This window comes from Rhizobium sp. T1470 (genome assembly GCF_042140505.1).
Lineage (GTDB): Bacteria > Pseudomonadota > Alphaproteobacteria > Rhizobiales > Rhizobiaceae > Rhizobium > Rhizobium favelukesii.
In genome coordinates this window covers 713,455-738,358 of the sequence record NZ_CP148092.1, presented here as the reverse complement: position 1 = coordinate 738,358, position 24,904 = coordinate 713,455, and the positions used below count along the sequence as shown (strand labels likewise).

General features: G+C 58.6%; 24 protein-coding genes. 7 read left to right on the top strand and 17 right to left on the bottom strand.

Going from position 1 to position 24,904, the window contains the following annotated elements; translation table 11 throughout:
• Window positions 1–117 precede the first annotated feature (117 nt).
• Complete coding sequence (locus tag WGT02_RS24730) at window positions 118–1,398, bottom strand: ABC transporter substrate-binding protein (protein WP_208247182.1); 1,281 nt, start codon at window positions 1,396–1,398, stop codon at window positions 118–120.
• 209 nt (window positions 1,399–1,607) lie between these two features.
• Here WGT02_RS24730 and WGT02_RS24725 point away from each other — a divergent pair, with 209 nt between their 5' ends.
• Window positions 1,608–2,762: an ROK family protein gene (locus WGT02_RS24725; RefSeq protein WP_208247180.1), complete on the top strand. Its 1,155-nt coding sequence runs from the start codon at window positions 1,608–1,610 to the stop codon at window positions 2,760–2,762.
• A gap of 219 nt (window positions 2,763–2,981) precedes the next feature.
• Here WGT02_RS24725 and WGT02_RS24720 read toward each other — a convergent pair whose 3' ends face one another.
• The 6 genes from WGT02_RS24720 to WGT02_RS24695 form a co-directional block, all read right to left on the bottom strand.
• Window positions 2,982–3,749, bottom strand: coding sequence for an ABC transporter ATP-binding protein (locus WGT02_RS24720; RefSeq protein ID WP_339151213.1), 768 nt, complete (start codon window positions 3,747–3,749; stop codon window positions 2,982–2,984).
• Window position 3,750: 1 nt separating this feature from the next.
• Window positions 3,751–4,599, bottom strand: coding sequence for an ABC transporter ATP-binding protein (locus tag WGT02_RS24715; protein WP_208247178.1), 849 nt, complete (start codon window positions 4,597–4,599; stop codon window positions 3,751–3,753).
• Window positions 4,592–5,443: an ABC transporter permease gene (locus WGT02_RS24710; RefSeq protein ID WP_339151235.1), complete on the bottom strand. Its 852-nt coding sequence runs from the start codon at window positions 5,441–5,443 to the stop codon at window positions 4,592–4,594. Before WGT02_RS24710 ends, WGT02_RS24715 begins: the two co-directional genes overlap by 8 nt.
• Window positions 5,444–5,507: 64 nt before the next feature.
• Window positions 5,508–6,569, bottom strand: a complete 1,062-nt coding sequence (locus tag WGT02_RS24705) for an ABC transporter permease (RefSeq protein ID WP_375679560.1) — start codon at window positions 6,567–6,569, stop codon at window positions 5,508–5,510.
• A 23-nt stretch (window positions 6,570–6,592) separates the two neighbouring features.
• On the bottom strand, window positions 6,593–7,534 hold the full coding sequence (locus WGT02_RS24700; protein ID WP_263623108.1) for an ABC transporter substrate-binding protein: 942 nt from the start codon (window positions 7,532–7,534) through the stop codon (window positions 6,593–6,595).
• Window positions 7,531–8,193: an ABC transporter substrate-binding protein gene (locus WGT02_RS24695; RefSeq protein ID WP_263623109.1), complete on the bottom strand. Its 663-nt coding sequence runs from the start codon at window positions 8,191–8,193 to the stop codon at window positions 7,531–7,533. The genes WGT02_RS24700 and WGT02_RS24695 overlap by 4 nt, the downstream gene beginning before the upstream one ends.
• 122 nt (window positions 8,194–8,315) lie before the next feature.
• Here WGT02_RS24695 and WGT02_RS24690 point away from each other — a divergent pair, with 122 nt between their 5' ends.
• The 3 genes from WGT02_RS24690 to WGT02_RS24680 are packed head-to-tail and all read left to right on the top strand — an operon-like array spanning window position 8,316 to window position 11,100.
• Window positions 8,316–9,026 (top strand): GntR family transcriptional regulator, encoded by a 711-nt coding sequence (locus tag WGT02_RS24690; RefSeq protein ID WP_210363239.1) that lies wholly within the window; start codon window positions 8,316–8,318, stop codon window positions 9,024–9,026.
• Window positions 9,027–9,039: 13 nt separating this feature from the next.
• Window positions 9,040–9,948 carry a dihydrodipicolinate synthase family protein gene (locus WGT02_RS24685; protein ID WP_208247916.1) on the top strand — a complete coding sequence of 303 codons (909 nt, stop codon included), beginning with the start codon at window positions 9,040–9,042 and terminating at the stop codon, window positions 9,946–9,948.
• A 12-nt stretch (window positions 9,949–9,960) separates the two neighbouring features.
• Window positions 9,961–11,100, top strand: coding sequence for a mandelate racemase/muconate lactonizing enzyme family protein (locus WGT02_RS24680; protein ID WP_208247174.1), 1,140 nt, complete (start codon window positions 9,961–9,963; stop codon window positions 11,098–11,100).
• 244 nt (window positions 11,101–11,344) lie between these two features.
• Here WGT02_RS24680 and WGT02_RS24675 read toward each other — a convergent pair whose 3' ends face one another.
• The 5 genes from WGT02_RS24675 to WGT02_RS24655 all read right to left on the bottom strand — a co-directional run bounded on the left by WGT02_RS24675 (window position 11,345) and on the right by WGT02_RS24655 (window position 15,419).
• Window positions 11,345–12,253, bottom strand: coding sequence for a homocysteine S-methyltransferase family protein (locus WGT02_RS24675; RefSeq protein ID WP_208247172.1), 909 nt, complete (start codon window positions 12,251–12,253; stop codon window positions 11,345–11,347).
• Between the two features lie 124 nt (window positions 12,254–12,377).
• Complete coding sequence (locus tag WGT02_RS24670; RefSeq protein ID WP_024317342.1) at window positions 12,378–13,067, bottom strand: ABC transporter permease; 690 nt, start codon at window positions 13,065–13,067, stop codon at window positions 12,378–12,380.
• A 10-nt stretch (window positions 13,068–13,077) separates the two neighbouring features.
• The gene (locus WGT02_RS24665) at window positions 13,078–13,803 is read right to left on the bottom strand and encodes an ABC transporter permease (protein ID WP_024317341.1); all 726 of its coding nucleotides are present in this window, start codon (window positions 13,801–13,803) and stop codon (window positions 13,078–13,080) included.
• Window positions 13,804–13,815: 12 nt separating this feature from the next.
• Window positions 13,816–14,589, bottom strand: coding sequence for a transporter substrate-binding domain-containing protein (locus tag WGT02_RS24660; protein WP_040680921.1), 774 nt, complete (start codon window positions 14,587–14,589; stop codon window positions 13,816–13,818).
• Between the two features lie 50 nt (window positions 14,590–14,639).
• Window positions 14,640–15,419, bottom strand: a complete 780-nt coding sequence (locus WGT02_RS24655; protein ID WP_208247170.1) for an ABC transporter ATP-binding protein — start codon at window positions 15,417–15,419, stop codon at window positions 14,640–14,642.
• Window positions 15,420–15,583: 164 nt separating this feature from the next.
• Here WGT02_RS24655 and WGT02_RS24650 point away from each other — a divergent pair, with 164 nt between their 5' ends.
• Window positions 15,584–16,075, top strand: coding sequence for an Lrp/AsnC family transcriptional regulator (locus tag WGT02_RS24650; protein ID WP_024318778.1), 492 nt, complete (start codon window positions 15,584–15,586; stop codon window positions 16,073–16,075).
• Between the two features lie 206 nt (window positions 16,076–16,281).
• Here WGT02_RS24650 and WGT02_RS24645 read toward each other — a convergent pair whose 3' ends face one another.
• Both WGT02_RS24645 and WGT02_RS24640 read right to left on the bottom strand, forming a co-directional pair.
• Window positions 16,282–17,397, bottom strand: coding sequence for an ABC transporter ATP-binding protein (locus WGT02_RS24645; RefSeq protein WP_208247168.1), 1,116 nt, complete (start codon window positions 17,395–17,397; stop codon window positions 16,282–16,284).
• Window positions 17,398–17,625: 228 nt separating this feature from the next.
• Window positions 17,626–18,828, bottom strand: a complete 1,203-nt coding sequence (locus WGT02_RS24640; protein ID WP_208247166.1) for an ROK family transcriptional regulator — start codon at window positions 18,826–18,828, stop codon at window positions 17,626–17,628.
• 154 nt (window positions 18,829–18,982) lie between these two features.
• Between WGT02_RS24640 and WGT02_RS24635 the strand changes: the two genes are divergently transcribed.
• Window positions 18,983–19,987: an ROK family protein gene (locus tag WGT02_RS24635; protein ID WP_024318775.1), complete on the top strand. Its 1,005-nt coding sequence runs from the start codon at window positions 18,983–18,985 to the stop codon at window positions 19,985–19,987.
• Entirely contained in the window at window positions 19,984–21,726 is a 1,743-nt protein-coding gene (locus WGT02_RS24630) for an amylo-alpha-1,6-glucosidase (RefSeq protein WP_024318774.1), read from the top strand. The genes WGT02_RS24635 and WGT02_RS24630 overlap by 4 nt, the downstream gene beginning before the upstream one ends.
• A gap of 114 nt (window positions 21,727–21,840) precedes the next feature.
• Here the strand turns inward: WGT02_RS24630 and WGT02_RS24625 are convergent, their stop codons facing one another.
• From WGT02_RS24625 to WGT02_RS24615, 3 genes are all read right to left on the bottom strand, one after another.
• Window positions 21,841–22,659, bottom strand: a complete 819-nt coding sequence (locus WGT02_RS24625; protein WP_024318773.1) for a carbohydrate ABC transporter permease — start codon at window positions 22,657–22,659, stop codon at window positions 21,841–21,843.
• A complete protein-coding gene (locus WGT02_RS24620) occupies window positions 22,656–23,504 on the bottom strand; it encodes a carbohydrate ABC transporter permease (RefSeq protein WP_225040152.1) in 849 nt (282 codons plus the stop codon). The genes WGT02_RS24625 and WGT02_RS24620 overlap by 4 nt, the downstream gene beginning before the upstream one ends.
• Before the next feature lie 101 nt (window positions 23,505–23,605).
• Entirely contained in the window at window positions 23,606–24,847 is a 1,242-nt protein-coding gene (locus WGT02_RS24615) for an ABC transporter substrate-binding protein (protein ID WP_208247162.1), read from the bottom strand.
• Window positions 24,848–24,904: the final 57 nt, after the last annotated feature.

The following is a 24,904-nucleotide window of genomic DNA, read 5'->3' as shown; positions in this document are numbered from 1 at the left end:
GTTGATGGGTCCAAGCCCCAGACGCTGGGTTGGCTCGCAGAAGGCAGGGCTGCCGCTAATCTGCAGCCCTGCCTTCTGCGGTACAGCTCCGGGGAGAAACAGGCGACCGCGATGGGGTTAGGTCTTGAAGATGCGCTTTCGCGTACCTTCGAGCCGTTCCAGAATCTGGTCGCGCCGATCGGGCTTCGCCATGAACTCCTGGAACCCCTTAAGACCTTCCTGTGCCATATCCGGGTCGGTATCCCGGTCGTAGTACTGCGCGGAGCCCTCGACGGTCTTGAGAGACTCGACGGCCGCGTTCACGAGCGGGTCTTTACTCGGAGGGCAGTCGCTGCGAGGCGGCACGGCGCTTTCCGTCTCCAGGAAGGCTGAAAGGTTGTCGGGCTTGTAGAAATAAGCAAGGAAGTCACGCGCGCTTTCCTTGTTCTTGGCATTCTTCGGGACGTGGATCGAATTCAGCGCAAAGTCCTCGTAACGCGCCACGCCTTCCACAACCTGCGGAAACGGTGTGAATGCGATTTGATCCTGCTGACCCTCGGGGAAGCCGTACTTGATGAAGCCTGCAAGGTCCATCATCGCCGCTTTCTTCTGCGCCAAGGCTGCAGAAGCCTGTTCCCAGCCAGACGAGGTGCTGTTGGCACTGAACATCCCCGCGTTGATGAGTTCTGCCCATTTATCGAAGACAGGCAGGATCGCAGGATCGGTATAGGACATCGTGCCATCCATCAGTGCCATGTGCTTTTCCAGGCCGTTGATGCGCAGGTTCATATGGTCGAACCAGCCGGCCGCGGGCCACATCGCCTTGGTCCCCATGCTCACAGGTACCATTCCTGCGGACTTGGCTTGTTCGCCCAGCCCAAGCAGGTCGTTGATCGTTTTCGGGGGTGACCACCCCTTCTCAGCAAAGACGTCCTTGCGATAGAAGAGCCCCCACAGCAGCCCGCCGAGGGGCAAGCCATACTGCTTTCCGTCGACAGTCACGGCATTCAATGTCGGGCCCAGCACTGCCTTGTAGTTCTCGCGTTCAAAGAGATCGGAGATATCGTCGAAGAGCCCCCGCTTGACGAAGGCCTTCATGCGGTTACCCGAAAACCAGAAGCAAATGTCCGGCGCACCGACCACAAGATAGCTTCGGATCGCAGTCTTGTGAGCCTCGTGATCCATGTTGTTGATGGTCACCTTGACGCCACTTACCTTCTCGTACTCGCTGGCAATGCGCTGCAGGACCTCGCGCTGCGAAGCGTTGCCGATATTGGAGATGATCGTCATTTCCTTGCTCTGGGCAAGAGCGGGAGCGCTCAGTGATATTCCGGCGAGTGCCGTCCCGGCTCCGATTAGGAAATGGCGTCGGGACGCGGGCGCCCCTTTAAGCAGAGTGGTTATATCTTTCGGTGTCATTCAAAATCCTCCCAGGACAAAGCTTCGCCGGGCCAGAACGGACCAGCGGTCGGACTTCTTGAACGTGAATTTGCTTGAGAACATGCGGGCCAGAAAAATCTCGCGCCGCGGTCTCCTCCTCATTGCCAACGCCGAAAAGCTAACCTACCTTCTGAGTTAGGACAAGAGTTAATTTACGAAATAAACTAACTCAGTCGAGGAGGTAGAGTTTGAAAGGCAATGCGAGCACGTCACGCGCCTTAAACAGGCGGTTGATCTTGAACTTGCTGCGAAACCGGGGTCCGGTATCTCGGGCCGAGCTGGCAGTGATCACTGGTCTCAGTCCGGCGGCCGTAACATTTGTCGTCACCGAATTGATCGAAGACCGGCTCCTTGTAGAGCGGGAGGCCGTCACAAGCTCAAACGGTCGCCGTCCGATCCCCGTAGACATCAACTACGAGGCTCACCTCGCCCTGGGCTTCAAGCTCAATCGAAACAGCATCGACTGTGTGCTGACTGATCTCGCCACCATCCCACTCGCCACCATGGAAACAGCCGTCGCGAACACCTCCCCCGAGGGCATGATTGAGGCGATCAAGGATGCGATCCCGCGCCTGTTGGCGCAAGCAGGTCGCAAAGAGCAGGATATAATGGGTATAGGCGTGTCGATTCCTGGCGAAGTCGACCCAAAGAAAGGGGTGTGTCTGCAAAGTCCGCGCTTTGGTTGGTATGATCTTCCCTTCGCCGAACTCCTGGCCGAACGTGTGCATGCGCCGGTCTGGATAGACGATGACGTCAACGCTTTCGCTATCGCCCAAAAGCTGTTCGGGGCGGGCCGCAACCACCGGAATTTCGCCGCCCTGGCCATCGGCGCTGGGATTGGCTGTTCACTCGTCCTGAACGGGGAAATATACCACGGCAGCAACGGCGCGGCAGGCAAATTGGGCCATATTACAACGATACCGCAAGGTGAACTGTGCGAATGCGGACGCCGCGGGTGTCTCATGGCCCATGCTGCGGAACCATACATGATCGCGGAATGGGGGCGCAAACGGGGTGAACCGGCGACCCGGACCGATTTCGTGGCCGCCGCCGAGGCGGGCGAGGACACTGTCGTTGCAATTCTACAGGAAGCAGGATCACGTATCGGCAGACACTTGGCCGATTTGGTGAATCTATTCGATCCCGAGATTATCGTCGTGGGAGGCGAGGCCGTTCAATTCGGTGAAGCGCTGTTGGGGCCTCTCAAGCGATCGATGAACGAATTCCTGTTCTTCTCACGACCCGAGCTTCAACCGGATTGGGTTGCGAGCTCCTGGGCAAGAGGAGCTGCAGCGTTGGCTACGCAAAGCATCTTCGACTTCGAGCGATCGCCGAGTGGCTGATGACCGGCTCGAACCAGATCCAGTCATGATTTCGCCAGAGCAGACCAACAGCCATCATAGAGGCTTGTCAGATGTGCCATGGAAGCCGCTTAGGCTCTGATCGGCGAACGCCTTTCTTGTGCATCCCACGAGATCGACAATGGAAAGGAAGGTCCGAAAGCCGTCGCAGAAATGCGTCGCTCACGAATTCGAACAGCGCTGCAAGCAAGATGGTTGGACTTAATTCCTTGCACGGGTGGGCACGTATCCGCGACTGCCGTCAAGCAATGTTCTTGTATAGGCGTGCGCGACCTGCCCTTTGAGAAGCTGCTCACGGGTTGCGATCTCGACGAAGACGCCGTCTTGCATGACCGCAACACGGTTGCACAGATGCGCTATGACGGCCATGTCGTGACTGACGAGAATATAGGTCAGCTTCTCTCTTTCACGCAGGTCTTTCAGCAGATTGAGGATCTCTGCCTGGATCGACACGTCGAGAGCCGACGTCGGTTCATCGAGAAGCAGAATGCGGGGCCTCAAGATCAATGCACGCGCGATCGCCACCCGCTGGCGCTGGCCGCCCGACAGCTGGTGCGGGAATCGATGGCGAAAGGACGCCGGCAACCCAACGTCGCGTAGGACTGCCTCTACCCTTTCTTGGCGCTGGCCAAGACCGTGAATCTCCAACGGCTCGAGCAGAGTGCGGCCGATCGTGTGGCGTGGATGGAGTGAGCCGAACGGGTCCTGGAACACCATCTGTTGCTTTGCCAGCTGCTGAGGCGAGCGCTTTCGGGAAATAGCCTCTCCATCGATACCGATAGTGCCGCTCCAGTTTTTGAGCCTGCCGGCAAGCGCTCCAAGAACAGTCGACTTGCCACAGCCGCTTTCCCCCACAAGGCCGAATGTCTCGCCTGGATCGACAGCAAAGGAAACGTCCTTGACGACGTGCTTGCGCGCATCACCGCTGTCGAACGAAACGGCGAGATTGCTAACGGATATCATCGTCATCTCATGCCTCCGCCCAGCTCGCTTCGCGTCGCAGGACCTGAAGCCTGTCCTTCGGGTGATCGAGGCTTGGCAGGGCTTCCAGAAGACCCCGGGTATAGGGGTGCGTTGCATGGTCGAGGCGGCAGGCTTCAAGCGTTTCCACGATGCGTCCCGCATACATAATGATCACACGATCACAGAAGCTCTTTACCAGATTAAGATCGTGCGAGATGAAGATCAGGCCGATGTCGCGTTCGGCGATCAGGTCATCGAGGATAGACAGCACCTGCTGGCGAACGGTCACGTCAAGAGCGGATGTCGGTTCATCGGCAATGATCAGAGATGGCGACGAAATCAGCATCATCGAGATCATGATGCGCTGGCCCATTCCGCCCGAAACCTCGTGCGGATAGAGATTGAAGACGCGCTCAGGGTCGCGAATATGGACACGCTCCAGCATGGCGAGCGTGCGTTGACGTGCTTGTCGCCGCCCGATGCGCTCGTGCAGAATGACTGTTTCGGCAATCTGTTCGCCAACCGTCATCACCGGATTGAGCGAATATTTCGGGTCCTGAAGGATCATCGAAATGCGTCGGCCGCGGATCGCGCGCATGTCGGCCTCGCTGGCGCCAAGCAGGTCCACCTCCTCGAAACGCATCTCCTCGGCCACCACGCGCGCGTTTGCCGGCTGAAGGCGCATGATGGCGCGCCCGGTGGTACTCTTGCCGGAACCGGATTCACCGATGATGCCGACCTTTTCCCGTCCGACGTCGAACGAGATATCCTTCACCGCCGTCACGGCGCCCGACAAGGTCGGAAACTGGACCGACATATTCTTGACCGAGAGGATCGGCTGAAAAAGGTCAGGCATTTCGGGGATCCATGATGTCGCGCAGTCCGTCGCCAAGCAGGTTGAAGGCGAGACTGACAAGGAGAATTGCAACGCCTGGAACCGTTGTCAGCCACCAGGCATCGAGGAGATATTGCCGACCGGATGCCGCCATGGCGCCCCATTCCGGCATCGGCGGTTGCGCGCCAAGCCCAAGGAATCCCAATCCCGCCGCCGTCAGGATGACGCTCGACATGTTGAGCGTCAAACGGATGATGATGGACGGCGCACAAAGCGGCACGATATGGCGAAAGAGGATACGGCCCATGCCTGCACCCTGCAATTCGGCAGCGACGACGAAATCGGCTGAGCGAAACGTTAGCGTCTCGGCGCGCGCCAACCGTGCGATTGGCGGCCACACCGTCAGGGCTATGGCAATGACGGCGTTCTCGATGCCGGGCCCAAGGGCGGCGGAGAAGGCCAGCGCGAGCACGAGACTTGGAAAGGATAGGAAAATATCGGTGATGCGCATGAGAACGACATCGACCCAGCCGCCGAGGTAGCCGGCTGTTGCACCAATCGCAAAGCCGATCGGAGCGACGATGACGGTGACAAGGATGCTGATATAAAGCGTCGTGCGTGCGCCATAGACCAACCTCGAATAGACATCGCGGCCAAACTCGTCTGTCCCAAACCAATGGAGCGCCGACGGCGGCCTCAGGGCCATGGTGAGATCCTGCAGAATTGGATCGTGATTTGCCAGCAGCGGCGCAAGGACTGCAATTGCGATCAATGCGGCGACGACCACAAATCCGGCGAAGGCAAGTGGATTGGCGATAAGGCTAAGCCACAGCACATAGGCCTTGTGCAGACGAGCTTGACGCATCGAGGAAAAATCCTCGTTGATCAGCCAATTGTGGAGATCGTTAAAATAGCGTGTCGCCATGATGTCACCGGGTTCTCGGATCGAGGAAGCGATAGGTCAGGTCCGACAGCAGATTGATGGCAATCGAGATGATGCCGATCAGAAGCACGCTGCCGAGGACGGCATTCATGTCCGCAAAGAACAACGCAGAGGTCAGGTACTGACCAAGTCCTGGCCAGGCAAAGACGGTCTCGATGAGAACCGTGCCGTCGAGCAGACCGCAGTAGGCAAGGGCGACGATCGTCAAAAGCTGGACCCGGATGTTGCGGAATGCATGACGCCAGACGATGGCGCGTTGCCCGAGGCCCTTGGCTTTCGCGGTCAGCACGTACTCCTGCCGCAACTGCTCGAGCATGAAACTGCGGCTCATGCGACTGAGATAAGCCATCGCGGCGTAGCCGAGGATGAGTGCAGGCGCAGCCACATGCAAAAGCGCGTCGCGGAAAACCTCCCATTCGCCGGCAAGCATCGCGTCGACCAGGATCGAGTTCGTCGGCCCTTCCACCAGACCCTCATTGTAGACATCCAGACGACCACTTCCCGGGATGAGGCCGAATTTCGCGTAGAAGACGAGGATGACGATCGTTCCCAACCAAAAGATCGGCGTCGAATGCCCGAGAAGTCCAACAATGCGCGCAACGTGGTCGACCCAGGTGCCCTTCCTGACAGCAGAGATGATGCCGAGAGGAATGCCGAGGCTTGCACCGATGATGGTTGCCAGGGTCGCAAGCTCCAGCGTCGCCGGAAACACGCGGGCAAGGTCGCTGGCGACCGGATTCTTCGTCACATGCGACTGGCCGAAGTCGAGATGAGCGACGTTTCCAAGATAGGTCGCGAACTGCACGTAGACTGGCTGGTCAAGGCCCATCTGCTTGTAGACGCGCTCATAGGTCTCGTGATCGGCCTGATCGCCGATCACAGCAATGACCGGATCGGCGGGCACCATGCGCCCGACTACGAAGGTGATCACCAGGAGCCCTAAAAGCGTGGTCAGGATGACGCCAAAGGACGTCGCCACCTTTTGCAATGCCGCAAGCGCTGCCGTACCGCGGCTCGGCCCGGTGCCGGTTCTCTGTACGATCGTCACGTCATTCTCCTCGAGCCGTCAGGCTATTGACCCTTTGAGACCGTGTCCCAACGTGTCAGCCAGGTTGAATGGCCAACGTAGCCCTTGATGTCCTTGCGCACTGCCTTTGCGTCGGTGCGCTGGAACGAAGTGATGAGAGCCGGAGAAGCCTTGAGATAGGCCTGGTTGACCTTCGCATAGAGATCATCGCGCTTCTCCTGGTCCGTCTCGTGCGCTGCCTCCGTCACCATATCCTGGATATCCTTCGGAACGTCCCAGGCGGTACGCCAGGCGATCAGGCCGCTCAGCTTTGCATCGTCTGCATTGTTGGGATTGGTCGCATAGGAGGCCAGAACGGCATGCGGATCGGGGAGACGTTCGCCGGTACGGGCAGAAAAGATTTCGAACTCACGGTTACGAAACTTGCCAATATGGTCGCCCCCTTGCAGGTCAAGTTTGATGCCCGCTTTGGCGGCATTGGCCTGAAGGGATTGGGCCACTTCATATTCCGGCGTCACCGGTGTCGCGTAGTAGACTTTCGAAAATCCATCCGGATAGCCGGCCTCGGCAAGCAGTTGCTTTGCCTTATCGATATCGAGTTTGTAGGGAGCGGCATCGCTGGCACCCGGCAGGCCAGCGGGGACAATCGTCTCTTGCTTGATGCCGTAGTACTTCATGACCGTGTTTGCCAGCCCATCATAGTCAATGAGGTAGCGGAAGGCTTCGCGAACCTTCGGGTTGGCGAGAATCTCGTCCTTCTGGTTAAGCGCCAGATAGTAGAACCCGAATCCCGGCGTCTTCTGGATGTCGGCCTTCCCACCTGACTGAACGGCAGCGAGATCAGTCGACGAGAGGCGTGTTGCAATATCGACGTCACCCGCTTCTAGCTGCAGGCGCTGGCCAGACGATTCCGGAATGTGGCGCAATATGACGCGACGCATCTTGGGAGTGCGGGCCCAATAGTCCTTGAAAGCGTCAGCAATCAACAGATCATTGACACGCCACGTCCGCAACGAATAGGGCCCGGAACCGGCATCAGCGGTTTGCAGGAATTCCCGACCCATATCGCCATTTTTTCCTTCTCGGCGAGGAGCTTGCTGTCGAGGATGGAGGTGGAAAAACTCGCCAACGAATAGAAGATCAGGTTCGGATTCCAAACTTCCGGCGTTTCCAAGACGACGGTGGTGTCATCGCTTGCCTTGATCAGGCTGTCGACATTCTTGTCAGTAAAGCCCCACTGGCGCAGGTCGACGGAAGGCGCAAGCCCGAGCTTGACCAGTCGACGCAACGACCACTCGACATCCTTGGCGGTCAGAGGATTTCCTGAATGAAAGCTCACGCCGGAGCGGATCTTGAAGGTGAAGGTCTTGCCATCGGGCGAAACGGTCCAGCTTTCGGCCAGGCCAGGCATCGGCTTGGTGATGTCGTCTGCGGGCAGAGCAATGAGACGCTCGTAGAGATTGGCTACGATCTCGGCCGCCTCGAGTTGGTTGAGTTCATTCGGGTCCAATCCACGCATGGACGACATGTTCATCGCAACGACAAGCTGGTCCTTGGGCGTTGCCGCCTGTGCCGAGATCGACATCGAAAGCGTTGCGGCGATAAAGGCCGAGGTCATTAGGAAGCTGCGTCTTTGAATGCCCATTCGTTCCTCCCTGGAGCACTGCAATCGCGTCAAGCGCGCATTTTTCATATCGACATCAATCTGAAATCTGGTATATCAGATCTCACAAAACGATTTTCTCGTCAACGGGGGATTTTCAGGTGTTGCAGAAAGATGCGCTTCCGGCACTGCGTGGGGAACGGATCGAGAAGCTCGACCCCCGCTTCTTAACGACCCTGCGCGATCACGTGCATCGCACGTTGCGCGCAGCCATTCTTTCTGGACGCTTCGGTGCCAACGAGCGCGTCAACGAACGCCAGCTCGCAGACCAGCTGGGCGTCAGCACCACGCCGATCAAAGAGGCTCTGCGCCAGCTCGAAACCGAAGGTCTTGTCGAAGCTCTTCCCCGGCGCGGCGTGCTCATCCGGTTCAACTCGGGCTGGGCAGAGGAGATGATCCTTGCCCGCGCAGCTCTGGAGTCGATGATTGCGCATCTGGCGGCGAAGAGGATTTCCAAGACTGAGGCTGACACACTTGAAGTGATCGTCGTGCAGATGAAAACGGCGACCGCAGCGGGATCGCCAGACGAGTTGATTGCGCTCAACGAGACGTTTCACGACCAGATCCATGTGTCGTCGAGGTGTGCGTATCTCGCGCGGATGATCGAACGGCAGCAGTTCTATGACGCAAGCATCCGACGCGTCATTCACTCCGATCCGCAAGAGCGCGACAAGGCCCTGTCAGAACATGCCGCGATCGCTGCGGCCATCATTTGCGGCAACAGCGACAAGGCCGAGCGTGTGATGCGCGACCACGTGGTGCGCTCCGGTGAGACTTACCTCAAAATCGTATTCGAGAAGAACGAGGACATTTGACGTGACCGAGGCAATGAAGAAAATCCGCAAGGCTCTGACGGGTATTTCAGGCGTTCCCGTGACGCCCTATCAGAAGGATGGCAGCATCGACAGCACCAAACTGTCGGCCCTCATCAGCCGCCTTGCGGGCGCCGGCGTTCACAATCTGATGGCCGCTGGCAATACCGGAGAATTCTTTACGCTGACGCTGGAAGAGATCCGTCATGTTCACGCAACGACGATCACGGCAGCCGACGGGAAATCCCTTGTCAGCGCCGCCGTCGGTCGCTCGCTTAGCGATGCCAAGGCGCTGGCACGCCAGGCGATTGCCGATGGCGCAGACGCCATCATGGGCCATCACCCGATGGACCCATTTGCAGGTCCAAGCTACCAGGCCAAGTATTTCCTGGAGCTTGCGGAAGCCTCGAGCGTTCCCGTCATTGCCTATGTTCGAAGCGATACGTTCTCGATGGCCGACTTCCGAAAGCTTGCCCTCCATCCCAACATTGCCGGCATCAAGTTCGCCTCCGGCAACCTGATGCTTCTCGCCGAGGTGATCCGCGCGACGAAGGATGCATCTGCGATCTGGGTTTGCGGTCTTGCAGAGGGATGGGCGCCTGCTTTTTATGCCATGGGCGCGCGGGGCTTTACTTCGGGCCTCGTCAATGTCTTCCCTGAGCGATCGCACGCAATCCATCAAGCGCTGGAAAGGGGGGACTATGCTGGCGCGCGTGCGCTCATCGATGACATTGCCGGATTCGAGGCCATGCGCACGAAGTATCTGAACGGCGCCAATGTAACCGTGGTGAAGGAGGCGCTCGGTATGCTCGGTAACGACGTCGGACCAGTGCGCATTCCAGGCGTTGAAGCGCTGACGGAAGCAGAACGCGCCGAACTCAAGACGATTGTTGCGCGCGTCAGCGAGCTTGGCCGCGCAGCCTGAGGGTACAACGACATGCACATCACTGCCCTGAAGACCTACATGCAAAGGGTGGACGATCGCCCGCGCCTGCTGGTCAAGATCGAAACGAGCGAAGGCATTTCGGGTTGGGGAGAAGCCTACAACCATGGACCTGACTGGTCCCTGCCTCCCCTACTCGACTATCTCTTTCACCAGATCGAGGGACAAGACCCGCGGCGCGTTGAGTTCCTGGTGCTCAAGCTCAACCAGCAATGCCGTTTTCCGCCAGGTGCCTTGGGTTTGGCCGCAATTTCGGCGATCGATCATGCATTGTGGGATATTGCAGGAAAGGCGGCCGGTCTTCCGGTGTACATGCTGCTCGGCGGAAATGTGCGCGACCGCGTTCGTGTCTATTGCGGCGTCTATACCGCACCCGACCCGCAAGCCGCACGCGACCAAACATTCAAGCTGAACGAGACCTATGGCTATACGGCCTTCAAGCTCAGCCCCTACCGGCGCGATCTGCATGCCGGCCGATGGGGCGAGCTGGTCAAAGAAACGGGTGACTGGTTCGGCAAGATCCGGGACCTCACGCCGTCGCATTTCGAATTCGCATTCGATGCCCATGCAAAGATCTATGAGCCCTACCAGGCCGCCCAGCTCGCTGCCGCGATCGCGCCCTATGATCCGCTTTTTTACGAGGAGCCGATCCGCCCGGAACACATTCCCGCCTGGGCTGAGCTAAAATCGAAGATGACGGTGCCGCTTGCAACGGGTGAATCACTTTACTCGCGCTTTGAATTTCTGTCGCTGTTGAGCGCGCGCGGCGCCGACATTATCCAGCCTGACATCTGCGTGGTCGGCGGCGTCACCGAAATGCGCCGCATCGCCGCCATTGCGGAGGCACACTATGTGACGATCGCACCGCACAATCCGATGGGGCCGCTGGCCACAGCGGTCAATATTCATTTCTGTGCAGCGCAGCCGAACTTCAAGATTCTGGAGTTCAAGCCGCATGAATATGCCCCTTGGGCGACCGATCCATATATGCCCGTCGACGGGCATATGGAGCTGAGACCGGACCGACCAGGCTGGGGCATCGAAATTGACGAAAAGGCGCTCATCAAGGAAGACTACGTCCATTGGGAACGCAAGATCACCCGCAAGCCGGACGGCGCGACTGCCTACCCATAAGGGCAGCGCTGCGCCATCGGCCACGCACGCCAGTGTCATACACCGCAGTCGCGCGTGTGTTCTCGTCGTCCGCTCTCCAACCTGCCCAAACGGCGTCTTAGCACGATCGGGCGGTGCGCATCTGCGAGATCGAAATTCAACGCCTTCGGGCAGCCAGGCGCTGCGGGATCATGTCAATTGGCCCACCCTCGTGATAGCTTGACCTTGACAGCGAGTGACGAAGGCACCTGCGCCACACATGGGCTCAGCCCAGTAAGGTTTTCTTGAGCCGATGGATATGGCCAGCGCCGATGCCGCAGCAGCCACCGATTATCGTCGCACCTGCTTCGGCCCATGAACAGGCAAAGCGCGAATAAGTATCATCGGTCAGGTCGTTGCGGGTATCGTGCAGGCCTTCATTGGCGGCTGCTGCGCCTTGCTCCCCTTCAAAGGCATTGGCGTAGACGCCGATTTCGATGTGAGCGTTCATTTTCCGAAACACACGCGCTGTCGTCTCCACCGCCGCCTTCATGACCTCAGGCTTGCTGCAATTAAATAACAGGGCCTCGGCGCTGGACGAAACCGCCCAGAATGCCGCGTCCTCGACCGTTTCGTCAGAGCGAAGCCTCGGTTCGTCGCTCCTGATGTTTGCCTCGTCATCTGCCAATGTGAACGAAATCCACAGTGGCTTGTCGGTGGTTGCCACGGCCTTGCCGACAGCCTCTCCCTCCGCGATCAGGCTCAACGTCTCGCCGAGCCATATATCGACGAAAGGACTGAGGTTTTCGACAAGCACCTTGAGATAGTCCTGAGCGCGCGAAGGCTGGAAGTTCTGTGGTTCGTAGGAGCCGAAGATCGGAGGCAGCGAACCGGCGACCAGCACCTTCCGATCGGTGACGGCATCGGCGGCTTCGCGCGCCAGGCGACCAGCGAGGCGTATCAACGCCGCACCCTCCTTGTGGAACCGCTCCTTGCCGATATGAAAGGGCACAAGCGCATAGCTGTTGGTGGTAATGACCTGCGATCCGGCTGCGATGAATTCCTGGTGTACCTTGCGTACGATGTTGGGCGCCTCGATCAGCGCCAATGCCGACCATTCCGGCTGTTTCAGTTCGGCGCCAAGTCGCAGGAGCTCGCGGCTCATGCCGCCATCGAGAATTCGCGTTGTGCTCATGAGGAGGTCTCCATTCAGGCGGTCGCCGTCGGCAGCGGCGAGCTTTTCATAACAAAGTGGGTGAGGTGTGCGCAGTTCGCGTCGGCGCGCACAAGGGATCAGGGCCAGTGCCTTTTCGTGTGACCTAACGTCGAACCGGCACCTGCCCTTCGACAGCTCGAAAGACGCGGGAGATCAATGCGGTCAGAGCGAGATAGAAGAGGGTGACGACGAGCAACGGTTCGTAGACGAGCAGCGTGTCCTGTCGAACCTTGTTTGCCACGGCGTAGAGATCCATCACCGTAATCGTAAAGGCAAGCGGCGTCGCCTTGAGCTGCATGACGATCTCTCCTGCTATGGTTGGCAGGGCGATCCGGATAGCGCGTGGCAGCCAGATGCGGCGGGTGAGTGTGAAGGGCGACAGGCCAAAGGCTCGGCCGGCTTCGAGCTCGCCTTTGGGAACGGCAAGCAGTGCACCGCGCAACACCTCCGCCTCATAGGCGGCATAGTTCAGCGTAAAACTTACGGCTGCGAAGAAGAAGCCCTCGCGCAAGATTGGCCAGAAAAGGCTTTGGCGGATGCCGGGGACCAGGGGCAATAGCGAGCCGATCCCGTAGTAGAGGAGCCATAGCTGTATCAGCAACGGTGTGCCGCGCAAAAAGGTGCAGTAGCTGCGGGCGAAGAGCCGCATAAATCTGCCGCCGCTGACCTGTGCGAAGGCGAGACCTATGGCGATGATGAACCCGAACACCACGGAGATCGCCAGCAACGAAACAGTCTGCCAGGCGCCCGTCAAAAGCAGCGGAAAGTAGGAAGAGATCCAGGTGAAACTCATAGCGCTTTCTTCAGGCAAGGCTTGGTTGTCCCTGCCGTACACGCCCCTCGACCAGTTTAAGGGCAAGATTGGAAACGAGCGTGATGGCGAGGTAAAGAAGGGCTGAGGCAAGGAAAAAGACGAAGTAATGTTTGGTGCTTGCCCCGGCAAGACGGGTGGCGAGCGCCAGCTCCTGATAACCGACGACAGCGACCAGCGCACTGTCCTTTGTGATTGACATCCACAAATTGGCAAGACCTGGCAGGGCATTTGGCAAAAGCGCCGGCAGCAAGACGCGGCGAAACCTCAACACCGGTCCCATGCCGAAGGCCTTGGCAGCCTCGATCTGGCCAGCTGGAATGGCGAGGATCGCACCGCGCAGCACCTCTGTCATGTACGCACCCTGCACGAAGCCCAGCACAGCGACGGCTGCGATGAAGCCGTTCACAGTGATTGGCGGCAGGTTCAACGCAGCGAGCAGCCGGTTAAGGCCATCCGTGCCCGCGTAATAGAGCCCGACGATCAGGATCAGCTCGGGAACAGCGCGCATCACCGTGGTATAGAGATCGAGCAGCAGGCGGAACATGCGATTGCCCGAAAGCTTTCCGATGGCGCCGCCCGTGCCGAGCAACAGGCCGACGGCGAAGGCACAGGCTGAGATGGCGACCGTGGAGGCGGCACCTGCCAGGAGAACTCCACCCCATCCCGGAGGATAGGGCGATAAAAGGTCCAGAACACTATGTTGCGTGGTCGCCATCGTTCAGATTGCTTACTTTGCGCCGTAGATGTCGAAATCGAAGTATTTCTTGGTGATGGCGTCATATTTGCCGCTAACACGGACGGCGGCGATGGCCGCATTCAACTTGGCTTTCAGCTGCGTGTCTTCCTTACGCAAACCACCCGCAACTCCAGCTCCGAGAACCTCCTTGTCGTCGGCGACGTCCCCCGTCCTGGCGCAGCAATCCTTGCCCCCGTCACTTTTGAGGAAAGCGTCAAGCGCCAGAAAATCACCAAAGACATAGTCGATGCGGCCGGACGCGAGGTCCTGAAAAGCCTCGTCGAGTGTTTGGTAGGTCTTTTCCTGCGCAACCTTGGCAAAATACTTCTTGTAGTATTCCGATTGGATCGTCGACACCTGAATGCCAATCGTCTTTCCCTGCACGTCATCGGCGGTTGCGCCCGGCTTCTGGTCTTTGGGACCGATCAGGCTGCTCGGGGTGTTGTAGTACTTGTCGGTGAAGTCGATCACCTTCGAGCGTTCCGCCGTGTTCGACATCGATGACCAGATCACGTCGAACTTCTTGCTCTCAAGAGCCGGAATGAGACCATCCCATGAAATGTCGACGATCGAGCATTTCTCCTTCATTGCTTCGCAGACAGCGTCCATAAGGTCGATTTCCCATCCCTGCCAATGGCCCGAGGCATCCTTGGCAAAGAAAGGCGGATAGGATTCATTCATGACGCCGAAGCGGACTTCTGCCTGCGCCGTGATGGCGGAAAGCGCAAGTGCTGCGCCGGCAAGAAGCGTGGGGAGCAGTTTCATTCGCAGGATTCTCCTGGTTTGTGTTATCGACGACAAGCTCGGTTCGCGCATTAGGGGGCGCGCAAGCCGGTGAACTCCCGACAGCGGGCGCTAACGGGCGCTCCAAATATTTGCTCGGGCGGGCCTTCCTCCTCGATCCGTCCCTGATGCAGAAAGAGGACACGGTTCGATACATCCCGCGCGAAGCGCATTTCATGCGTGACAATCAGCATGGTTCGGCCTTCTTCTGCGAGATCGCGGATGACTTTAAGGACTTCGCCAACGAGCTCCGGATCAAGTGCCGATGTCGGCTCGTCGAACAGCATGACAGCGGGATCTACGCATAGCGCCCTGGCAATCGCCGCGCGCTGCTGCTGACCGCCGGAGAGGAAAGCGGGGTAGGTGTCGCGCTTTTCAAAGAGGCCAACCTTGTGAAGCAAGGCTTCAGCCTTTTCGACGGCCTCGCGGCGCGAAATGCCCATGACGTGCACCGGCGCCTCGATGACATTTTCCAGGACCGTGCGATGGGCCCACAGATTGAAACTCTGAAAGACCATCCCCAATCCGGTCCGCAGCCGTTCGATCTGCCGCCAGCTGCGTGGCTGCAGCCGGCCGCCGCGGCCCATCTTCATCGCGATCTCCTCACCGTTCACGGCAATACGGCCACGGTCTGGCGTTTCGAGAAAATTGATACATCTGAGAAACGTGCTCTTGCCGGAGCCTGACGAGCCGATGATCGAAATCACATCCGACTTATGGGCCCGCGCCGAGACACCCTTGAGAACCTGTTGCGAGCCAAAGCTTTTATGAAGATCATCGACACGAAGAGAAAGAAAGGGTTGATCTGACATGCGGGGTTCCGGCTGCATTGAGTTTGCGGAGGATAATGATAGAATTGCGCGGCTTTTTCGCGAATTTTTCACCTATTTTGCACAATTTGTGCAAAATAATCTTTCTCGCGCGTCAACTGCGGCAGAATACATGATGTCCTGCAGCGACAATTGGACTGGAAGCAATGGAACAATTGGATCGTTTCGACCGTGACATTCTTGATATCGTTCAGCGCGACTGTCAGCTTAAGGCCGAAACCATTGCCGAACAGGTCGGATTGTCTGTCTCGGCCGTGCAGAGGCGATTGAAGCGCCTGCGCGAAGATGGAATCATCAGGGCGGAGGTCGCCGTGGTCGATCGGAAGGCGACGGGAACATCGATGGTGTTTATCGTCGGGATGGAGATCGAGCGGGACAATTACGATGCGCTGGCGAAGTTCCGTCTTTGGGCAGAAAAGCAGGATCACATTCAGCAGGTCTACTATGTGACTGGAGCGGTGGATTTGATCGCGATCATCACGGCCCGGGACGTCGAACACTACGACGACGTCGCCGCCTTGATCATGAAGGAAAATCCCCAGATCCGCCGCATGCACACCAATGTCGTGTTGAGGGATGTTAAACTCGGATTGTTCGTGCCGCTGAACGCTGGCGATCATTCCGACGGGAAGGCATGAGAGAAGGGCAATTCGCAATCGCTCTTCGACAAATGGCCATCACGCATCAAGCCATGAGACAGCGCCCCACGAAGCGCTGCGGGTTGGTTGATTTTGATGTTCCGACCTGACGTCCTGTTGATTTGAGCCCCACAACAGTGAAAGACCACGATCGCCGAGCGCCGTGCGGCTCCATGCACATGGTCGTGCGGGTTCGCGGCGGATCATCAACCGGCAAAAGTTGCCCTGTTCAGATTGACGCTGCTTTCTGAATCAAAGAGATGAACCCGTTGCGGCTGTACAGCCAGCGAAAGGGACGACTTATCTTCTACAGCGACGTGGTCCGACAAATGGGCGATCGTCGCAGTCTCACTTCCTTCGAGCTTGCCGTAGACATAGGTGTCGGTTCCGATACTCTCGGCGTAGTCGACGTTGAAACGGACCGCAAGCCCGTTTGCCCCGCCATCCTTGGCAAGTTCAAAATGGCTCGGCCGCACGCCGAGGATAACGGCTTGTCCAGGCACCGCATTTGCAGCTTCGACGGGCAGATTTACGACCTCGAAGCCCGGCACTTCCACCGCGACGCCACCCGGTCCCGAGCAAAGCAGCGTGCCCTCGAAGAAGTTCATCTGCGGCGAACCGATGAAGCCCGCAACGAACTTGTTGGCCGGCGCGGCGAATAGTTCCAGTGGGGTGCCGATCTGTTCGACGCGACCGGCATTCAGGACGACGATGCGATCCGCCATTGTCATGGCTTCAATCTGGTCGTGCGTCACATAGACCATCGTCGCGCCCAGCCGCTTGTGCAGGCGGCTGATCTCGCCCCGCGTCTGCACGCGAAGCGCAGCATCCAGATTGGACAACGGTTCATCGAACAAGAACAGTTTGGGATTCCTGACGATCGCGCGGCCGATAGCCACCCGTTGCCGTTGACCACCCGAGAGCTGCTTAGGGCGTCGATCGAGGAGAGGCTCGATCGCCAGCATCCTTGCCGCTTCCATCACCCGCTGATCGATCTCTGCGCGGTTCATCTTGAGGTTCTCAAGGCCGAAGGAAAGGTTCTTTGCAACCGTCATGTGCGGGTACAAGGCGTAGGATTGAAACACCATCGCAATCCCGCGATCGCCTGGGGGCGCCGTCGTGACATCGTCGTTGTCAATGATGATCTGACCGGAGCTGGCGCTTTCAAGGCCGGCGATAAGTCGAAGCAATGTCGACTTGCCGCAACCGGAAGGGCCAACGAGCACAACGAACTCACCCTCTCCTACATCGAGATCGATACCATGAAGGATTGCATGATGGCCGAAGCTCTTCTTGATGTCGTTCAATTGGAGACCAGCCATGAAACTCTTCCTTCAATGCAACCATCTGCAGGCAGGCGCAGGCACGCCGATTGATCGGATGCCTCCTTCAAATTTGACCGCAGTTTGCGTGGAACCAATTAGTTCGTCAAGATGACGAACGTAATTTTCTCCAAAAGCTGGTCAGTGCGTTCTCTAAAAGCACAGGGATAGTCTCGTGCAAAATATGCCCGGTTGGCTGGCACTCTAGGCCAAAGAATGGCCTGAGGATTAAAGCGGTGGCGGCGGTAGGCGCCGCAGCTCCGGCAGGGCCTGAGGGGAGAAAAGCAGATTGTGAACGTGGTTCAGACCGATGGCAAGCGCCCCCAGGAGTGTCGCACGGCCGCCAAGAACACTGGCTTTGACATCGATGGTGCGACGACTGGCTTTTGCAATGCCTTGCCGAACACGCTCGACGATCAGTGGATGGCGGCCAATGCTACCACCCAGAACGACGGCCTTGGGATCCACGATTGCATTGACGGACACAACAAGGAGTGCGGCGATGTCGGACGCTTTGCCGATGACGTCCACCGCAAGCGGATCGCTCTTGTCGGCAAGTGCCAGAATGTCACGTACGGAGGTCTCCTTGGCACCGCCGGAACGAGCATACAGGTCGCTGATCCCGCGAGCCGCGATCGCGCATTCCAGGGCGCCGCGTTCAAGGCTTTCCTCAGCATAGGGATCTGCGCCAAACGGCATATAGGAGATTTCGCCGGCCGCTCCGCTTGCGCCGCGCATCAGCTTGCCATCCTGCAGCACGCCCAGTCCGATACCTGTCCCCAGTGATATGAAAGCGACGGTATCGATCGCGGTTGCGCATCCCTGCCAGGATTCGCCTATCACCGCTGCATTGACATCGTTTTCAAGCACGACGGGACAGCCAAGTCTTTCGCTGAGCGTCGTGGCGATATCGATGCCGCCGATATCGGCCAGGTTCGGCGCCATGGAGAGCGCACCCGTGGCTGGATCGACGACACCGGGTGTCGCTATCGCCGTCACGAGCACAAGCTCGCGGGCGATACCCATATCCGCAAGCAGTTTCGACAGCATTGCCTCGGCCTGATCGATCAGGTGATAGCCGCCACGGCGGTCGGTCGGAAAGTCGATTTCACGAACAACATTTCCGACAATATTGCCAAGAACGATGCGCGTTGTCGTCGCGCCCATGTCGACACCGACGGCGTAGCCGGCATCGCCATTGACCTCATAGGTAATGGCGGTGCGGCCGATGCGGCCGCTGGTGACCCCTTTTTCTCGAACCCAGCCACCCTCCTCCAGCGTCCGGATGACCTCCGACATCGTCTGCTTGGAAAGGCCGGTGATCTTGGAAAGTTCCGCGCGCGACGTGGGGCCGGCGTGAAGCAGAACATCCATGACAGCGCGAACGGAGATCTGCCGCAATACGGGAGGCGCGTTTTCGGTTAATGCCATATTCGAGCTATCTCGCCAGATCCGTTTTTCATCGTCGCACTGTGCTTGCTTTTTCCATGAACGCCCGCCGATTTCAAACTGCTTGTTGACAGTTCAGGGGCGCAGCCATAATAAATTCGTCAACCTGCCGAACAAATATCGCGAAGGACTAGGTTTGTCAAATATTTCAACCATTGCGTACGGCTTGCGACAGGCAGATCGCAGCCATCGGGCAGACGAGGCGAGTGCGGTTCAAGGTGTCGTTGCCGGCGTGGACCTGGGGGGCACGAAGGTCCTTGCGGGTCTTGCCGATCTTCAGGGACGGATTCTGGCAACGGTCGAAGAGCCGACCAAACACGGTGCCGATGCCCCAGTCCTCACGCAGATTCCGCGCATGGTTTTGTCCCTGCTGCAGCGCCATCGCGATCAGGGCCCTTTGCGCAAGACTGTTGTCGGCATACCGAGCGCAGTCTCGCCGTCGACGGGGCTTGCTTCGCTTTCGCCGCACCTGGCAATTCCCGCCGATCGCCCCCTCGCCGCACTACTCGCGCGGAACCTGCCCTGCCCTGTCGTGGTGGAGAACGACGTCAATCTTGCGGCTTTTGCGGAGGCCACTCTTGGCAAGGGGCGCAACTGCGGCTCCCTCGCATTCATCGCTTTCGGAACCGGTGTCGGCATGGGGCTTGTCGTTGGTGGCGCGCTTTTCCGCGGTTATCACGGGCGGGCGGGTGAACTTGGCTTGTTGCCGCTAGGCGCTGATCCGCACCAATCTGCACCGCAGGCCCGCGCCGGTCTGTTTGAGGACCAGGTCGATTCGCCTGCGGTGCGCGGTTTGTATGGCGATGGGACCGTACCAGTCAGTGAGATTTTCGCCCGCGCTGCGGTGGGAGATGCGGACGCTGCCGCTGTCATCGAGACGCTCGCAAAATCGGCTTCGCTTGGCATAGCCTCCGTGCAGGCTCTCTTTGATCCCGCCATGATCGTCCTGGGCGGGGGCATCGGCTCACGTCCGGACTTCGTCGAGGCGGTGACACGGCATATGTCTGCGTTGCTGCCGTTTGCCGCGCAGATAGAGGCCACCGGAATCGGACCGGAAGCCGGTATGCTCGGGGCTCTCATGCTCGGCCTGAGCAACCATGCAAGTCTCGAGAACAGTCAACAACAGGAGGTCGCTCGATGACAGCACCGCAAGCGAAACCCCAAGTTCTGACACCCCTCGCCGACGGGCAACTTCGTACCGTGGAGCCAGTCCTCGTGCCCTTCATGGCTCCGCGCCTGCAAGGCGATTGCAGACCTGAAGGTAAGATCGAGCTTTCCCTGTGGGGCTCCGGCAGGCTCGCAAATCTCACCTTTACCGGCTGGAACGCACCCTTCACCTATGCTCCGAACCGCGTGGAAACGGACGGCGGAGGCCTCTATGTGGCGCAATCGGCCCCTGCGCTCTTCTTGAAAGGTGCAACGCTGCGCACACTGATCCCCGCCCGGCGCTGCGCCTGGTGGGGCAGCCTGGCAAAGCGAGAACGGGTCGAACGGCTCGCCGATCGCAGGATTGCCCGCACCGGGTGGGGCGTCGTGATCGCCGAACAAAGACCTGACGGGATTTTCGTGACCGCCGGCGCGACACTTAATGAAGCTCAGAGGGCTTTTGATCTGGACCAGGCAACGCTGATCGCCGAGGCGAATGCCTATGTGACCCGTTGCGATGCGATGCCAGAGGCTGGGCCGCTGATGCGCAGTATGATCTCGCAGAGCCTGCATGCGGCCCTTTCCAGCATCCGGCAGGATGAGCAGGGCAACTTTGCCGGCCTTGCGGCAGGTCAGGCCTATAGCGCGCCAGCACGAACCTACTATCGTGATGGCTATTGGACGCTTCAGGCGCTGCTTGAGCGTGAACCAGAAGTGGTGCGGGCTCAGATTGATCTTCTCGCGCGTGGTATCCAGCCGAACGGAGAGGCGCCGAGCGGTGTCATTCTGACAGGGCCGGCCCAAGCGGAGGAATGGGAAAAGGTGCGGCAGTCGCATCCGCGGATTAAAGAGGAGCACCTGCGATCGGGCGACTGGTGGAGCGATCACTTCGATAGCCCGCTGTTTTTTATCCTGACGATCGGCGACTATATCCGCGCAACCGGCGACAGTTCTCCGCTGTCTCTTCACTGGAACAAGGTGGTAGCAATCTTCAACCGCTATTGCGGGTTCGACGAGACTGGAAACGGCTTGCCAGTAAAGCCGCGCCACGACCGGGACTGGGCCGACAACGTCTACCGCCATGGATACGTTGCCTATGATCTCGGCCTGTGGATTGGAGCGCTCGACGTCATCGCGCAGCATGGCGGCTTGGTTGACCCGTCGCTCGCCTCTGAGGCGACCGCCGTGGCGAAAAAAGCGCGCGCTTGCCTGGACGAGGCGCTGTTGCAACCGAGCGGCACCTACGCAGACTATGGAACGAAGACGGATTTCGTCGAAGACCACCTGACGCTGGATAGCCTTACGCTCCTTCGTTTCAATGCGGTATCGCCGGAGAGGGCGAAAGCCGTGCTCACCCGGATGCAGGAGAGGCTGGAAAGCCGCAACAACAGCGAGCAGCCCTATGGCGATTGGGGCGTGCTTTGCGCCTTCCCACCGTTCAAGCGCCCAAAGGACACGCGCGAAAAATCCTATTTCGCCTACCGCTACCATAATGGTTCGGACTGGCCGTATCTCTCAGGCCTTTACGCGGAGCAACGCCTCGCCTATGGGCTGGGCGAGGCGGACTACCCGCTGTTGCGCTGGTGGAAGACCTGCCTCGAGAACGGCTGGATGGGAGCGGTTGAATACTTCTCGCCACCTTGGGGACGCGGTTCGCTGCTACAGGGTTGGAGCAGCATGCCGGCCGTCGCCGCTCTTGCCTATAAGGACAAGCTGCCGGTGACGATGCGCTGAGTTTTCCCCAACTGGCCGCCATCAGGCGGCCTCTTTTTTTGCCATCTGCACATTCATCGACGCAAAAAGCCGCCCCGTGGGGCGGCTTCTTGAGTTCAACTCAAGGCCACTGCCCTATTCCTTCGTCGCACCCGCCATCAAACCGCTCATCAGCATGCGTTGCAGGGCGGTGAACATGACAAGGACGGGCAACACAGACAGCACCGACATGGACAATAGCCGTGGCCAGTTGATGCCAAAACGCCCGACCGTATTTGCAAGCGCAACCTGGACGGTCCATTTGTCCTGATCGCTGATGATCAGGAATGGCCAGAGATAATCATTCCAGCGCCAAACGAGATTGAAGGCGAGCAGCGTGCCGATCGCAGGTATGGCAAGCGGCACGATGATCCGCCAGAGAATGCGCCACTCCGGCGTCCCGTCGAGGCGCGCTGCCTCGAGAAGGCTGTCGGGAATGTTGGTGATGTACTGGCGCATCAAGAAGACCCCGGTGGGCGTCGCAGCCGGCGCGATGATGATACCTGCGAGTGTATCAAGAAGATTGAGATCGCGCAGGACCAGAAAGACGGGGATCATGACGATCTGCAGCGGCACCATCAGCGACGACATGATGAGCAGGAAGAAGAGCGTATCGCCCTTGAACCTGAATTTCGCCAGTGCATAACCGGCCATGACGCTGATGGTGACGGAAAGGAGCGCCGAGAGCACGGACACGATGGCCGAGTTACGGAAGAAAATCAGGAACTTCGCGCGCGATACGGTATCAATGAAGTTCTGCAGCGTCGGCTGCGCCGGGAAAATGGTCGGCGGCCACTGGAAAATCTCCTGTTGCGACTTCAGCGACGAGAGGAAGAGCCAGACCGGCGGCATCAGAAAGACAAACAGGGTGAGCGCAACGAAGGCCAGTCGCCAGAAAGAGTAGATCCGCGTCATTTTTCACCCCGCGATACACGCAGCTGGAAGACGGTCAGAAAAAGGAGGATGATGAACAGAACCATCGATTGGGCGGCGGCGACGCCTGCCTGCATCGGCTTTTGAAAGGCCGTGTCATAAATCGTCTGAATGAGATAGACCGTCGCCTTGCCGGGGCCGCCTCCCGTCAGCGATACGACCAGCTCGTAGACTTTGAAGGCCTCAATCGAAGACAATACCAAAACGACTGCCAGCGTTGGCTTGAGAAGCGGAAGCGTAATGTGCGTGAACTGGCGCCACTTGCTGGTGCCGTCGATTGACGCTGCCTCGTAATAGTCGCTGGAAATTGCGGTTAGGCCGGCGATAAAGATCATCATGTTGAAGCCGGCTTGCGCCCACACCCAGGCTATGACCATCGCCACTTGTGCCATCGTGTCCTGCTCCAGCCATGGGATCGGGGCGATGCCGACCAGTGAGAGCAGGTAGTTGACCAGGCCGTTGTTGAGACCGAAGAGCCACCGCCAGGCAACGCCGATGATCAGCAGACTGATCATGGAAGGAAAGAAGACGACCGTACGCACGAGGGCAAACAGCTTGGTCTGCGGTGCCAGAAGAAGTGCCAGCGAAAGCGACACAACGATGTTCAGCGGAACGGCGATAACGACGAAGAGGACGGTCTTAAGCAGCGAATTCTGGAAATCGCCGTTGCTGAGGAGCCCGATGAAGTTTTCAAGTCCCACATATTGCGGCAGGGTATTCGGCACCTGTGGAACGACCACCACGCCGCGCTTGAAAAACGCCATGAGCAGGCCTTGGACCAACGGATAGAGCGTAAAAGTGATGAGGAGCACCATCGTCGGCAGCATGAGCAAATATGGCCAACCAAGGCTCGCCACACCGACTCGACGGCCTTTCGGCACTGGGTGGGGACCCAGTGCCGAACTGCCTTCTTCTATCATGACCGCAGTCACTTGCTGGCCTCAAGTGAGGCGTCGGCCGCCTTCTTGATCTGTGAAATGGCCTCTGCGGAGGAGATCTGTCCGGCGACGGCCTGAGTGACGGCCGTCTTTACGGTGCCCCAGACGGCTTGCATCTGCGGCCAGGCCTGGTCGGTCGCCGCATAAGCCGGGCTGGCGTTCAGCTCGTTCTGCATCGCCTTGATCGCTTCGGTCGCTGCCGGATTATCATACTTGACAGCCGGCGTTTTCAGATTTGCTGGGATCGTGCCGAAGGTCTTGGCGTACTGCGCCTGGATTTCCGGTGAGGTGATCCACTTTAAGAATTCGACAGCTTCCGGAAGATGCTGACTGGTATTGAAGGCGACGATATAGTCCCCGCCATAGATCGACGACGCCACGGTGCCGCGCGGTGTCGGTCCGGCCTGCCACGCAAAATGCGCATTGTCCGCCAATCCGGCGATCTGCCAGCTTCCCGACATATAGGCTACGGCCTGGCCGGCGGTGAAAAGTTCCTTCGGGTTGTCCGAGCTTGCACCCGACCAGAGGCCGGGCGGCATGGCAGCCTTCGTGATGTCAACGAACTTGTCGAGCGCGGTCGTCCACGCTGCCTCGTCCATGACGACCTTCACAGGTTCTTTCTCGGTATAGATGTGGTTGCCGTATTGATACTCGTGGACGATCCAGCGGCTTGCAGAAACGTCCCAGACCAGTGGATAGCGGGTGCCGGATTTTTCGGCGACTTCCTTGATCTTCGGAACAAATTCATCCCAGGTCCAGCCGGTCGCCTGATCTGGGATCGCAACGCCGGCCTTCTTGAAGGCGTCGACGTTCAAAAAGACGCCCGTCGAGGTTACTCGCAGCGGTGCGGCGATGACCTTGTCGCCGAGTTTGGCACCATCGCCCCAGCCCTTGACAAAGTCATTGATCCATTCGGGCCCGATCTCTTTGTTGAGATCGACGAGGAAGGGACGAATGACCGGCTCCATCGAAGACGTGAGTGACAAATCCGGCATGATGCCGGAGGCCGCGTACTGCTGGAATTTTTGGATCATCCCATCATAAGGGGTGATCTCAAGGTCGAAGGTCGTGTCTGGGTGCAGTTTCGTGTACTGATCGAGCAGGGCACGCGTGTTCGCCTCTTCCTGATCGTTGTCGACGTACCAGACGATCTTTAGCTCGGATGCTGCTGCGAGCGAAATCGTCATCGCCATGGCAGTTGCTGCCATCATCAATGTCTTGAGCGGTTTCATAGGGATCCCCTTTTTGGCTCCTCATTTTTAGAACTCCTGCCAACAATCGGCCTACCG